The 13,499-nt window shown below is 67.1% G+C and carries 9 protein-coding genes, 1 tRNA gene and 2 pseudogenes; 8 read left to right on the top strand and 4 right to left on the bottom strand.

The annotated features are described in order from the left end of the window. Positions 1–87: 87 nt before the first annotated feature. From cysD to BTE28158_RS19015, 5 genes and pseudogenes are all read left to right on the top strand, one after another. A pseudogene (gene cysD / locus BTE28158_RS19035) lies at positions 88–1,008 on the top strand (sulfate adenylyltransferase subunit CysD); the annotation flags it as partial. Beyond that, on the top strand, positions 1,008–2,906 hold the full coding sequence (cysN, locus tag BTE28158_RS19030; RefSeq protein ID WP_151050697.1) for a sulfate adenylyltransferase subunit CysN: 1,899 nt from the start codon (positions 1,008–1,010) through the stop codon (positions 2,904–2,906). The pseudogene cysD and the gene cysN, both read left to right, overlap by 1 nt. 122 nt (positions 2,907–3,028) lie before the next feature. After that, positions 3,029–4,216, top strand: coding sequence for a helix-turn-helix transcriptional regulator (locus BTE28158_RS19025; RefSeq protein WP_151050698.1), 1,188 nt, complete (start codon positions 3,029–3,031; stop codon positions 4,214–4,216). A 281-nt stretch (positions 4,217–4,497) separates the two neighbouring features. Beyond that, a complete protein-coding gene (locus BTE28158_RS19020; protein ID WP_151050699.1) occupies positions 4,498–5,859 on the top strand; it encodes an MFS transporter in 1,362 nt (453 codons plus the stop codon). Continuing rightward, positions 5,846–6,895 carry a lactonase family protein gene (locus tag BTE28158_RS19015; protein WP_151050700.1) on the top strand — a complete coding sequence of 350 codons (1,050 nt, stop codon included), beginning with the start codon at positions 5,846–5,848 and terminating at the stop codon, positions 6,893–6,895. Before BTE28158_RS19020 ends, BTE28158_RS19015 begins: the two co-directional genes overlap by 14 nt. 76 nt (positions 6,896–6,971) lie before the next feature. Here the strand turns inward: BTE28158_RS19015 and BTE28158_RS19010 are convergent, their stop codons facing one another. Next, positions 6,972–8,009, bottom strand: coding sequence for an AraC family transcriptional regulator (locus tag BTE28158_RS19010; protein WP_059599044.1), 1,038 nt, complete (start codon positions 8,007–8,009; stop codon positions 6,972–6,974). A gap of 226 nt (positions 8,010–8,235) precedes the next feature. Between BTE28158_RS19010 and BTE28158_RS19005 the strand changes: the two genes are divergently transcribed. Beyond that, positions 8,236–9,348 carry a fatty acid desaturase gene (locus BTE28158_RS19005; RefSeq protein WP_151050701.1) on the top strand — a complete coding sequence of 371 codons (1,113 nt, stop codon included), beginning with the start codon at positions 8,236–8,238 and terminating at the stop codon, positions 9,346–9,348. A 46-nt stretch (positions 9,349–9,394) separates the two neighbouring features. On the opposite strand, the gene BTE28158_RS19000 is transcribed toward BTE28158_RS19005, so the two are convergent. Continuing rightward, positions 9,395–10,015 carry an HAD family hydrolase gene (locus tag BTE28158_RS19000; protein ID WP_124905626.1) on the bottom strand — a complete coding sequence of 207 codons (621 nt, stop codon included), beginning with the start codon at positions 10,013–10,015 and terminating at the stop codon, positions 9,395–9,397. A gap of 222 nt (positions 10,016–10,237) precedes the next feature. On the opposite strand from BTE28158_RS19000, the gene BTE28158_RS18995 reads away from it, so the two are divergent. Together BTE28158_RS18995 and BTE28158_RS18990 are read left to right on the top strand one after the other, a co-directional pair. After that, positions 10,238–10,328, top strand: a tRNA-Ser gene (locus BTE28158_RS18995). Positions 10,329–10,500: 172 nt separating this feature from the next. Then, positions 10,501–10,788, top strand: a pseudogene (locus tag BTE28158_RS18990) (transposase); the annotation flags it as partial. Between the two features lie 171 nt (positions 10,789–10,959). On the opposite strand, the gene BTE28158_RS18985 reads toward BTE28158_RS18990, so the two are convergent. Together BTE28158_RS18985 and BTE28158_RS18980 are read right to left on the bottom strand one after the other, a co-directional pair. Beyond that, positions 10,960–12,975 (bottom strand): sodium:solute symporter family protein, encoded by a 2,016-nt coding sequence (locus BTE28158_RS18985; protein WP_151050702.1) that lies wholly within the window; start codon positions 12,973–12,975, stop codon positions 10,960–10,962. Between the two features lie 3 nt (positions 12,976–12,978). Next, the gene (locus BTE28158_RS18980) at positions 12,979–13,323 is read right to left on the bottom strand and encodes a DUF4212 domain-containing protein (RefSeq protein WP_151050703.1); all 345 of its coding nucleotides are present in this window, start codon (positions 13,321–13,323) and stop codon (positions 12,979–12,981) included. Positions 13,324–13,499 lie beyond the last annotated feature (176 nt).

Genomic DNA, 13,499 nt, shown 5'->3' with positions numbered 1-13,499 from the left:
CCCTAGTCCACCCGGACGAAGAACGGCACTGCCCTCGCTCGATACCGTTGGCGTCATGCACGAAACGCCGCACATGTCGCGCGGCGCCGGCATGCAACAAGGAGACGAACGATGTTGACCCACTTGGAGCGACTGGAGGCCGAGAGCATCCACATCATGCGCGAGGTGGTCGCGGAAAGCGAAAACCCGGTGATGCTCTATTCGATCGGCAAGGACAGCTCGGTCATGCTGCATCTCGCCATGAAGGCGTTCTACCCGGCGAAGCCGCCCTTTCCGCTGCTGCACGTCGATACGACGTGGAAGTTCCGCGAGATGATCGCGTTTCGCGACGAGACGGCCGAGCGCCTCGGCCTCGACCTGCGCGTTCACGTGAACCCCGACGGCGTCGCGAACGACATCAATCCGTTCACGCACGGATCGGCCGTTCACACCGACGTGTGGAAGACGCAAGGGCTCAAGCAGGCGCTCGACCATTACGGCTTCGACGCCGCGTTCGGCGGCGCACGCCGCGACGAGGAGAAATCGCGCGCGAAGGAGCGCATCGTGTCGCTGCGTTCGACGCAGCACCGCTGGGATCCGAAGCGCCAGCGGCCCGAACTCTGGTCGCTGTACAACGCGCGCAAGCGCAAGGGCGAAAGCCTGCGCGTGTTTCCGATCTCCAACTGGACCGAGTTCGACATCTGGCAATACATCCGGCTGCATGACATTCCGATCGTTCCGCTCTACTACGCGAAGGAGCGGCCCGTGGTCGAGCGGGACGGCGCGCTGATCATGGTCGACGACGAGCGCCTGCCGCTGCGCGACGGCGAAGTGCCGCAGATGCGCAAGGTGCGCTTTCGCACGCTCGGCTGCTATCCGCTGACGGGCGCGATCGACAGCAACGCGAGCTCGCTCGACGACATCCTGCAGGAGATGCGCGACACGCGCACGTCCGAGCGCCAGGGACGGCTGATCGACAGCGATTCGGCCGGTTCGATGGAAAAGAAGAAACAGGAGGGATATTTCTGATGGCACCCGTTCTCACCGCACCCGAGGCACCCGGTATGCGCGCCGACGATGGGCAGACGAAGGACCTGCTGCGCTTCATCACGTGCGGCAGCGTCGACGACGGCAAGAGCACGCTGATCGGCCGCATGCTCTACGAATCGAACATGTTGTTCGACGACCAGCTGACCCAGCTCGAAGCCGATTCGAAGAAGGTCGGCACGCAAGGCGGCGACCTCGATTTCGCGCTGCTCGTCGACGGCCTGTCGGCCGAACGCGAACAGGGGATCACGATCGACGTCGCGTACCGCTTCTTCGCGACCGCGCGACGCAAGTTCATCGTCGCCGATACGCCCGGCCACGAGCAATTCACCCGCAACATGATCACCGGCGCATCGACTGCCGATCTCGCGGTGATCCTGATCGACGCGCGCAAGGGCGTGCTCACGCAGACACGCCGCCACAGCCATCTCGTCGCGCTGATCGGCATCAGGCGCGTCGTGCTCGCGATCAACAAAATGGATCTGGTCGACTACGACCGAGCGGTGTTCGAGCGCATCGACGCCGACTATCGCGCGTTCGCGGCCGAGCTCGGCCTCCAGGAGATCGTCAGCATTCCGATGTCCGCACTGCGCGGCGACAACGTGATCGCGTCGAGCCCGCGCATGCCGTGGTACGCGGGCCCGCCGCTGATGCAGCATCTCGACACGCTGCCGCTCGTCGCGCGCGTGACGCGCGACGAACCGTTCCGCCTGCCCGTGCAATGGGTCAACCGCCCGCATCTGAACTTCCGCGGCTATGCCGGCAGCATCGCGTCCGGCGAAGTGCGCGTCGGCGAACGCGTGCGCGTGCTGCCGTCGGGCAAGGAAAGCCGCATCGCGTCAGTGATCACGCCGGCGGGCGAAGCCCACGTCGCGCGCGCCGGCGAAGCGGTGACGCTCACGCTCGCCGACGAAATCGACATCAGCCGCGGCGACATGATCGCGCACGCCGACGCGCCGCCGGAGGTGGCCGATCAGTTCGAGGCGACGCTCGTGTGGATGCACGACGAACCGCTGCTGCCGGGCCGGCCGTATCTCGTGAAGCTGGGCACGCAGACGGTCGGCGCGACCTGCGCGACGCCGAAGTACAAGATCGACGTGAACACGCGCGAGCATCTCGCCGCGCGCACGCTCGCGCTGAACGAGATCGGCGTGTGCAACCTGAGCTTCGACCGGCCCGTCGCGTTCGATCCGTACGACCAGAATCGTCATACCGGCGGCTTCATCGTGATCGACCGCTTCACCAACGACACGGTCGGCGCCGGGATGCTGCACTTCGCGTTGCGCCGCGCGCACAACGTGCACTGGCAGGCCGTCGACGTCGACCGTGACGCGCGCGCGGCGCAGAAGGCGCAGACGCCGCGCATCGTGTGGCTGACCGGGTTGTCCGGCGCGGGCAAGTCGACGATCGCGAACCTCGTCGAGCAGCGGCTGCATGCGCTCGGCAAGCATACGTACCTGCTCGACGGCGACAACGTGCGGCACGGGCTCAACCGCGATCTCGGCTTCACCGAGGCCGATCGCGTGGAGAACATCCGGCGCGTGGCCGAAGTCGCGCGACTGATGCTCGATGCCGGGCTCATCACGCTCGTATCGTTCATCTCGCCGTTCCGCGCGGAACGCGACATGGCGCGTGCGCTGGCCGGCCCCGACGAGTTCGTCGAAGTGTTCGTCGACACGCCGCTCGCGGTGGCCGAGGAACGCGATCCGAAGGGGCTGTACAAGAAGGCGCGCAAGGGCGAACTGAAGCACTTCACGGGCATCGACTCGCCATACGAGCCGCCCGCGCAGCCGGAACTGCGCATCGACACGGTGGCCGAGTCGCCGGAAGCGGCGGCCGATCGCATCGTCGCGTACCTGCTGCGCGAGCGCGTCGCCTGACCCTCGCCGGCCGCGTCGCACGGGCACTGCCCGCGTCGTCTACTCCGTTCGGATGACGCGGGCCGCCGGACGGCCGGTATGCTCGTTCGGAAGCATTCACCCCGCCCCAGGAGAACACGAGCATGCGGATCGCGCTGGCGCCCGACGACACGGCCGCGCACGACGGTTTCGACGACGCCGCGTGGACGGCCCGCGAACTCAGCGCGTGGCTCGGGCTCGTCTACCAGGGCCTGTCCGAAACGACGCCGTGGGCGCGCTTTCTCGAAGCGATCCGCGTGCGGCTCGATGCGCGCTTCACGACGCTCGTGCTGCGCAACCCCGGCGGCTCGCGGCGCGGGCTCATCATCAACGCGTCGGCCCACGGCCCGCTGCTGCCCGGCGAGCCGTCGTACAGCGAGCAGTTCTATGCGCTGTGCCCGTTTCTCGACCAGCCGCCCGGCCAGGTGTTCACGGCAGACAAACTGTTCGGCGCCGCCCGCTGGTGCGCGCACGATTTCTACCGGCAGTACCTGCAGCCGCTCGACCTGCGCTTCATCCTCGGCGCGAACCTGCGCGGCGAGCGCGGCGTCGAGTGCGCGTTCTTCGTGAGCCGCGCGCATCATGCCCGGGACTTCGACGCGGCCGAACGCGCGCAGGTCGCGACGCTGTTGCCCCACCTGCAGCGCGCGGTCGAGCTGCATGCGGCGCTCGACGTGCTCGACGCCGAGCGCGCGCTGTACGCGGGCACCGTCGACCGGCTCGACGTCGGCACCGCGATCCTCGACGAGGATGGCCGCGTGATCAAGCACAACCGCATCGCCGAACGGCTGCTCGCGCAGCAGGACGGCCTGTGCCTGCGCCAGGAGCGGCTCCATGCGTCGTGCCCGCTCGACGAGCGCCGGCTGCAGAAGGCGTTGCAGGCCACGCTCGAGCATTTCCGCGCGGGCGCGCTGGGGCGCATCGAGGCCACCACGCTGTCGCGCCCCGGCGGCGCGATGCCGTTGAACGTGCTGCTGCGCCCGCTCGCGCCCTATCACGGCGCGGAGGACCGCCAGCACCGGCCGGCCGTCGCGGTGTTCGTCCGCGATCCGGCGTCGTCGCCCCAGACCTCGCGCGACATGCTGCACCGGCTGTTTCGCCTCACGCCGATGGAAACCGAGATCGCACTGCTGCTCGTCGACGGCCTGACGCTCGACGAAGCAGCCGCCGCCACCGGCATCACGAAGAACACCGCCCGCGCACACCTGCGCGGCATCTTCGCGAAGACGGGCGCAACGCGCCAGGCCGTGCTCGTGAAGATGCTGCTGAACAGCGTCGTGTCGATGGCGTAGCGGGCGGCGCCCACCCGGGGGCAACGCCCATCGCAGTGCAGAGCGGGCCGCCGAGGATACGGTTGCCGTCGAGCTGCCGAATCACGTCATACGTCATCAGACGTGATGGCGCCTAGTGATCTCCCGCTGCGATGTCTCATTATTTGGCCGAATTTCGGGTAAACCCGCGACGTCATGCCGGAATCTGAGGCGTACCATGTCGTACGACAACATACTACTTAACTCACCACCCGACGCCGACGCGGGCCGCCGCCCCGTCCGCCGCCCGACCGGAGACTCCATTGACCACGCCTGCCCTGCCCGGCCGCGACCCGCTCGCGTCCGCCGTCTCGAAAGTGAAATGGCATGTGCTGCCGCTCGTGCTGATCATGTTCATCGCGAACTACATCGACCGCGTCAACGTCGGCTTCGTCGATCGCCACCTCGAAGCGTCGATCGGTATCGGCGCGGCGGCGTACGGGCTCGGTGCCGGCCTGTTCTTCGTCGGCTACGCGCTGTTCGAAGTGCCTTCCAACCTGCTGATGCAGCGCTACGGCGCACGCATCTGGCTCGCGCGAATCATGGCGACGTGGGGCATCGTCGCCGCCGCGATGGCGTTCGTCTGGAACGACACGTCGTTCTACGTGCTGCGCTTCCTGCTCGGCGCAGCCGAGGCCGGCTTCTTCCCCGGCGTCGTGCTGTACCTGTCGCAATGGCTGCCGCCGCAGGAGCGCGGCAAGGCGATGGCGATCTTCCTCGGCGGCTCCGCGTTCGCGTCGGTGCTGTCCGGGCCCGTGACCGGCGCGCTGCTGTCGATCCACGGCTTCGGCCTGCAAGGCTGGCAGTGGATGTTCCTGATCGAAGGGATGTTCTCGGTCGCGCTGTGCGGCGCGAGCTGGCTGCTTCTGAAGTCGCATATCCGCGACGCGACGTGGCTCACCGCCGACGAACGCGCGGCGCTCCAGAACGCGCTCGATGAAGAACGCGCGACCCGCGACGTGCGCTCGAAGGTGCACGTATCGGCCGCCACGCTGCTGCGCGACCCGCAGATCATGCTGTTCTGCTTCCTGTATTTCGCGATCCAGCTCACGATCTACGCGGCCACCTTCTGGCTGCCGACCATCATCCGCAAGATGGGCGGCCTCACCGACTTCCAGGTCGGCCTCTACAACACGATTCCGTGGATGATCGCGATCGGCGCGATGTACGCCTTCGCGGTGCTGTCCGCGAAGTGGAAACATCCGCAGCGCTGGCTGTCGTTCGCGCTCGTGCTCGCCGCGTGCGGGCTGTTCGCGTCGACGTCGCACGATCCCGTCTGGTCGTTCGCGTCGATCTGCTTCGCCGCACTCGGCTTCAAGGCCGCGTCGTCGCTGTTCTGGCCGATCCCGCAGGGCTACCTCGACACGCGCGTGGCCGCGGCCGTGATCGCGCTGATCAACTCGATCGGCAACCTCGGAGGCTTCGTCGCGCCGACGGCCTTCGGCTATCTGAAGCAACATACGGGTTCGATCACGGGCGGCCTGTATGCGCTCGCGATCGCATCCCTCGTCGCCGCGGTCGCCGCGCTGTTCGCCCGCACGCACCGGCGCAGCGATCCGCCGAAGGGCCTGCCGGCCGACGAGTCCTTCACGAACACCGCACTGCTCCGCCATGCCGAACACTGACCGCCTGACCGTCGTCGTCTCGAATGCCGTCGACGGCGACCTCGCCACGTTCTCGCTCACCTCCGACGGCGCGCTCGCCCCGCTCGCCCGCTACCCGGCCGGCGACGTCGCGATGCCGGTCGCCGTGCAGCCCGATCGCGGGCGGCTGTACGTCGCGACGCGCGGCGCAGAGCCAACGATCGTCGCATTCCGCATCGCAGCCGGCACCGGCGCGCTCGCCCGCATCGGCGCAACCGCGATCGACGCGAGCCACGCGTACCTGTCGCTCGATCGCAGCGGCCGCTGGCTGCTCGGCGCGTCGTACGGCGGCAACTCGCTGAGCCTCTACGACGCCGCGCGCGTGCGCGACGGCGACGGCGCGCCGCTGCAGGTCGCGCACGGCATCGCGAACGCGCATGCCGTCGTCGTGTCGCCGGACAATCGATTCGCGTACGTGAGCTCGCTCGGCTCGGACCGGATCTTTACGTTCGCGCTGGTCGAGGATGCAGGCGGCCTGCGCGCCGTCGAGCACGGCGAAACGCGCGTGCCGGGCGGCTTCGGGCCGCGTCACCTGCGCTTCGCGCGCGACGGCCACACGCTCGTCGCGGTCAGCGAATTCCAGGCCACGCTCGCGACCTTCTCGCGCGACGTCGACAGCGGCCGGCTCGGCAACGCACAAGTCAGCGCGCGTCACCCGGCCGTCATCGACCTCGCGCAAGGCCATGCGCGCCCGCCCGCGCCGACCGAACCCGCCGTGTGGGCCGCCGATCTCCACCTGACGCCCGACGAGCGCTTCGCGTATGTCAGCGAACGCACGTCGAGCCAATTGCTTTGCTATCGCCAGCATGCGGACGGCACCTTCGAACCCGCTCATGCGACGGCCACCGAAACGCAGCCGCGCGGCTTCGCGATCGATCCGTCGGGACACTGGCTCGTCGCATGCGGCGAGCAATCGGAATACGTGTCGGTCTATGCGGTCGAGCCAAGCGACGGCACGCTGTCGTTGCACGCGCGCGTGCCGGGCGGTCGCGGGGCGAACTGGGTTGCGATCGTCTGACGGGCCGATTGATCCATGGTCGATTGATCGATGCAGGGCGCACCCACCGACACCGGCCGCGCCGCCCGCCGCGCCGTCAGCGCCGCTCGCTCGGCGCGACGCCGGTCCAGCGCTTGAATGCACGCGTGAAATTGGCGCGGTCGGTATAGCCAACCCGCGCCGCGATCTCGTCGACCGGCAGGCGTGTGCCCTCGAGCAACCTGAGCGCATCGCGCAGCCGGATCTCGTCGAGTAGCGCGGAATAGGTCGCGCCGAATTCCGCGAGCTTGCGTTTCAGCGTGCGCGCCGACACGTGCAGCTCGCGCGCGACTTCGTCCACCGACGGATAACCGGCGTCGCCGCAGATCAGCAGGTTGCGCACGCGCTCGACGATGCTTTCCGCATAGCCGAGCCGCGCGAGCTCGGCCTCGCATTGCTGGACGATCATCTGCGCGGTCTGCGCGTTCGCGGTGCCGATCGGCTCGTCGAGCAGCGCCGCGTCGCAGCGGATGCGGTTCGCGCTCGCGTCGAAATGACAGCGCGGCAGCCGCTCGCGATAGCGCTCGAACCACGGCGGTTCGGGCCATTCGAAATGCAGCTCCGCGCGCGACCTCAGCGTGCGACCGGGCGCGGGATCGAGCAGCGAGTTGAACAGGATCGCCGTCTCGACCAGGAAGTTCTCCACCGCGAACTGGCGCAGCCGGCCAAGCGGAAATGCCTCGAGCACGTCGATGTCGACAATCCCGTCGAGCTGCGCGAGCCGCACCGAAAAGAACGGCACGCGCGTCGGCAGGTAGCGGATACCGAGCGCGATCGCCTCGCCGAGCGTCGCGCAGCTCATCAGCCCGAAGCCGATCAGGCCGGATTTCGTGAGACTGCTGCGCAGGCCGATCTCGATCGCGATCGACGGATCGTCCGTCGCCTCGAGCAGGTTGAACACGATCGCCGCCTGCTGCAGCGGCGTGATGCGCGCGTCGGGCTGGGCGAGCCGGTCGCGCTCGACACCCGACCCGGCGAGAATTCGGCCGCCATCGATGCCGCGCTCCTCGGCGAGCATCAGCATGAACAGCGCATACGCGGACGATACCGTCGCCTTGTTCAGCTGGCGCGCGGCATCCGGGACGGACAGGGCCATACGGCGGACTCCGGAGCGGTTTTCGGCGGATTGTAGCGTCGCTGGCCCGCAATGACACCGCGTCGGCACTCTAGCCGCATGACGCCGCATCGCAACCCGGCCGTGGGCCAACGTGGCCCGAAATGACACCATCATTGGCACCGGCGGCCCTCGCGTGCGCCACGAGGCGCACCTATGCTTGTCACATCGGCATTGCGCCCCACTCTCTCTGCTCGGATTCCGGTCGATGAGCCAATCTGCACGAACCGTCTTTCGTCACGACGCCGACAAGGTCGCGTACGTCCGCCGCGAGGTCAACGCCGCGAGCGACGCGATCCGCGCGCGCTTTCCGCTGCTCGACAACCAGAACCTCGTCGGCGCGACCGTGATGGCCGTGTCGGTGAGCGCGATGCTCGCGATCGCCTGGCTGTATGCGCGCGGCGCGATCGCGTGGTACGTCGCGCTGCCGCTCGTCGCGTTCGTCACATCGCTGATCCACGAACTCGAGCACGACCTGATCCACCTGATGTACTTCAAGAAGACACCGTGGGCCTATCACCTGATGATGGCGCTGTGCTGGCTCACGCGGCCGGGCACGATCAACCCGTGGACGCGCCGGCGCATGCACCTGCATCACCACAAGGTGTCGGGCGGCGAATCGGATCTCGAGGAATTCGGCATCACCAACGGCGAACGCTGGGGCGTGAAGCGGCTGCTGATGATCGCGGACGGGATGCTCGCCGTCGTGCTGCGGCCGGAGGCGATGCGCCGCAAGGTCAAGCAGTACGTGGCCGCGCAACCGGTGCAGGATGCGGCCGAACGCGCGCAATTGCGCATCGAGCAGGTGTCGTCATACATGCCGATCGGTCATGCGTACTACGCGCTGTGGCACGCGTTCATCGTCTATCACACCGGCCTGTTCGCGCTGCATGCGTTCGGCTATGCGGTGACCGTGCCGACCGTCGTCGAGCGCGTGATGCACGTCGTCGATTTCCTCGCGGTCGTGTGGCTCGGGCCGAACTTCGTGCGCAGCTTCTGCATCAACTTCGTCAGCTCGAACATGCATTACTTCGGCGACATCGATTCGCGCAACGTGATCCAGCAGACTCAGGTGCTCAACCCGTGGTGGATGCTGCCGTTCCAGCTGTTCTGCTTCAACTTCGGCAGCACGCATGCGATCCATCACTTCGTGGTGCGCGATCCGTTCTACATCCGGCAGCTGACCGCACGCACCGCGCATAAGGCACTGCGTGAAGTCGGCGTGCGGTTCAACGACGTCGGCACGTTCAAGCGTTCGAATCGCTGGGGTGCGTATCGTCCGGTTCGCGGTGTGCGCGGCACGCGGCGGGCCGACGCTTGACGGCAGCGCGCGGGGTTGCTCGCCGCGCCGGTGTCGCGTTAGTCCGTCAGTCGCCGATCGGCGGCATCGGCCCCTGCCCGCGGATCCACGCCCAGTTCGCGAGTTCGGCCATTTCCTTGTCGCCGCGGCTGTCGCCGTAGGCGAACAGTTTCGCGGGCAGCCGATTGCCCCACCAGCCGCGCAAGCGCACGACCTTCTGCGGGCCCCAGCAGTTCTCTCCGTTCAACCGCCCGGTGAACGTGCCGCGCTCGAACGCGAGGCGCGTCGCGAGCACCGTGTCGATGCCGGCCGTCTTCGCCCACTTCTCCAGATACAGCGACGGCGATGCGCTCACCAGCACGACTTCATGCCCGCGCGCCTGATGCTCGCGCACCCGCTCCAGCATGTCCGGACGCACGAGGTTCGGCAGGTAGCCGTCGACGAAGCTGCGCGCCAATACGTCGAGCGCGTCCTCGCGGATCGGCCCGAGCGCAAACCACGCGAACTTCGCCTTCGCATCGCCGCGCGACAACAGTCCCGCCTTCATCGCGACGATCCACGGCAGCGCGCGCAGCCCGGCCCATGCGAATCGCGGCGTGCCGACCGCGTAGCGGACGAAATGACGGAAGCTGTCGGTGGTCGTGATGGTGCCGTCGAAATCGAATGCGGCGACGATGCGGTCGGTCATGGAGAGGCAGGAAAGCGATGAGATGCCCGGGAAGATAGCAGACTCGCGCGGCCATGCGGCCGGGCCCGGGCGTAACTGGGGGCATGGCCCTTCTGCGCGGCCGGATTCGATACGAAGCAGGCCGCCGCGCGACCCGCGGAAGGCGGCTTTCCGGCCGATTTCGGCGGATCGCCCAAGGGGGTGGCGACCATCCGCCAGAGTTTGCTATACTCTCGGTCTTCCGGAGAGATGGATGAGTGGTTTAAGTCGCACGCCTGGAAAGCGTGTATAGGTTAATCGCCTATCGGGGGTTCGAATCCCCCTCTCTCCGCCAAATGATTTAAAAAGCCCCGCAAAATCAATGATTTGCGGGGCTTTTTGTTTTGTGGCTATCAAACCAACTATCAAACGCCGCCACCGGACTTCACCTCGGCACCGCGGCCGACAGACGTGGGAAACGACGAAGCGCAAAGCACCAGGGACGGGCACGCCTGACGCATGTCCACCGAATAGCTATCCGCGCTCGAGCGTCCTGGTCGAATGCTTATCTGGCGCTGGGCATTCGTGCCAACGGTCGCAAGGAAGTGCTGAGTCTGTGGATCGAGCAAACCGAGGGCGCAAAGTTCTGGATGAAGGTCTTCAACGAACTGAAGTACCGGGGCTTGCACGACATCCTGATCGCGGTGGTCGACAGTTTGCGCGGCTTCCCCGAAGCGATCGAGGCGGGCTCTCCGGCCGCCCAAATCCAGACCTGCATCGTGCATCCGATCCGCAATTCGCTGAATCTGGCGAGCTGAAAGGACCGCAAGCCGCTGACTGCCGCGATCAAGCCGGTCTCCAGGCCGAGGCGGCAGCAGCGGCGCTCGACACCGAGCGACGAAGCGGCTGGCAAACTGCTGTATCTGGCCTTGCGCCACATCGAAAGCTTCTTCCCGCCGCGATGTCCCGCGTCCAGCGCCTCAGCGTCACGGATGCCGAATGTAATCCACCAGCGCCCTCGTGTATTCATCCGGCTGCCGATCGAGCAGACTCACCACGATCGCCACCGCGAACCCCGCCGGCACGCCGAACACACCTGAACTGATCGGCTCGATCCCGAACCACGTCCGCCCAGCGAACCCCGTCAGCTGCGTGAAGTACGGATACGTCGACACGATGTAGTACACGCATACCGCGAGCCCCGTCAGCATCCCGGCGATCGCACCGCGCGTCGTCGTGCGTTTCCAGAACACTCCGAGCACGAGCACCGGAAAGAAACTGGACGCCGCAAGCGAAAACGCCGCCCCGACCAGAAACAGAATCTTCCCCGTACTGAGCGACGCGACGTACGACGCGAACAGCGCGACGCCAAGCAGCAAGACCTTCGAGATCGTCACGCGCCGCTGCCTCGACGCGTCCGGCGCGACCATGCAGTAATAGACGTCGTGCGACAGCGCATTCGCGATCGTCAGCAGCAACCCGTCCGCGGTCGACAGCGCCGCGGCCAGCGCACCGGCCGCGATCAGCCCCGACACGACATACGGCAACCCCGCGATCTCCGGCGCGGCCAGCACGACCATGTCTGGCTGCATCTGGATCTCCGACCAGTGCACGATGCCGTCGCGAATCACCTCGACGACGCTGATCAGGTCCGGTTCAAAGTGATGCCACTGCGTGACCCACGCGGGCAGCTCGGCGATCGGCCGCCCGACGAGGCTGGTGAGAATCTCGTACTTGATCATCACCGCGAGCACCGGCACGCTCAGGTAGAACAGCGCGATGAAGAATAACGTCCAGCCGACCGAACGCCGGGCCGATGCGACCGACGTCGTCGTGTTGTAGCGCGTGAGGATGTGCGGCAGGCTCGCGGTGCCGAGCGACAGGCACAACAGCAACGCGAGGAAATTCCGCTTGCGCGGCTTGCGGTCGTCGTCGTTCGCCGCGGGAAACGGCTCGTGCATCGGCACGGGTGGCTCGGCGCGTGCCAGCAGATCGTCGCGCGTCTGGGTCCAGGTCACGCGCGCCGCCGTCGGGTCGCGCGGAAAGTCCGCCAGTTCGCGCTCGCGCTGGTTGATCTCGCGCAGCGGCCCGTTGTGGCGCCGCAGATCCGCAAGCTGGTCGACGAGTTGCTGGCGAGCGTCCGCATACGATGCAGGCAAGCGGTCGAGCTGCGCCTGCACTACCGCGGCCTGCCGGCGATACGCATCGCGCACCTGCTGCTCCGGGGCGGCATCGCGCACCTGCGCCTCGCGCGCCGCCACGCGTTCCATCAACTTGCCGTAATTGAACTGCGGCACCGGCCCGAGGCCGTTCTTCATCGCGATCAGCGATACGGGAATCAGGATCGCGCTGATCAGGATGATGTACTGCGCGACCTGCGTCCACGTGACCGCGCGCATCCCGCCGAGAAACGAGCACACGAGAATGCCCGCGAGCCCGCAGAAGATCCCGATCGCGAAGTCGACGCCGATGAAGCGCGTCGCGATCAGCCCGATCCCCTGGATCTGCGCGACCAGATAGACGAACGAGCATAGGATCGCGGCGCCGGCCGCGAGCGCGCGCACGGCGGTGCTGGAAAAGCGCGTGCCGAGAAAATCGGGAATCGTGTAGCGCGCCAGCTTGCGCACGTATGGCGCGAGCAGGAACGCGACGAGGCAGAACCCGCCGGTCCACCCCATCACGTACGCGAGCGCATCGTAGCCGGTTGCGTAGAGCGAGCCGGCCAGACCGATGAACGACGCCGCCGACAGCCAGTCGGCCGCCGTCGCCATCCCGTTGAACGCGGACGGCACGCGCCGCCCGGCCACGTAGTATTCGACGAGATCGGACGTGCGCGACAGCAGCCCGATCACCGCATACACGGCAATCGGCACGAACAGGAACACGTAGCCGATCCACACGCCGGAACCGGTCGCGCGCTCGATCCGCCACAGCAGCAGCACGAACCCGAGAAAGCCGAGGGTGTAAAGCGCGTACGCGCGAATCAGTCGATGCGTCAGCATGGATCAGCGGGCATGGTGCGCATTGCCCGCGTGCGACGCATGTTCGTCGTACGCGCGCCGCAGCAGGCGGTCCGCGCGCTGCATCAGGCCGATGTAGACGACGATCAGCACGAGATACACGAGAATCGCGCCCTGCGCGCCGACATAGAACGGCAGGCTGAAACCGGCAAAGCGGATGCCTGCGAGCGCGGGCGCGAAGAACGGCACGACGAACGACACCGTGAAGCCGATCGCCATCAGTACCACGATCAACACGACGTTGAAACGCCAATAGCGCGCATGGGCACGCGCGAGCGGCTCGGGAACGGGTGGCGGCGCGGCAGGCGCCGGACGGGACGAATCGGTCATGCCGTTATTTAGCAAAAAGCCCCTGCGCGGGCAATCGGGATTGCCGCGCAGGGGCTCGTGTGCGCAACGTGCACAACAGGCGCGATCAGCGCACTTCGGCGAGCTGCTCGAGGATCGCGGGGTTCTCGAGCGTGGACGTGTCCTGCGTGATCGCCTCGCCCTTCGCGAGCGAGCGC

Source organism: Burkholderia diffusa, assembly GCF_902499115.1.
Classification (GTDB): Bacteria; Pseudomonadota; Gammaproteobacteria; order Burkholderiales; family Burkholderiaceae; genus Burkholderia; species Burkholderia diffusa.
This window is presented reverse-complemented; position numbering and strand designations above follow the sequence as displayed.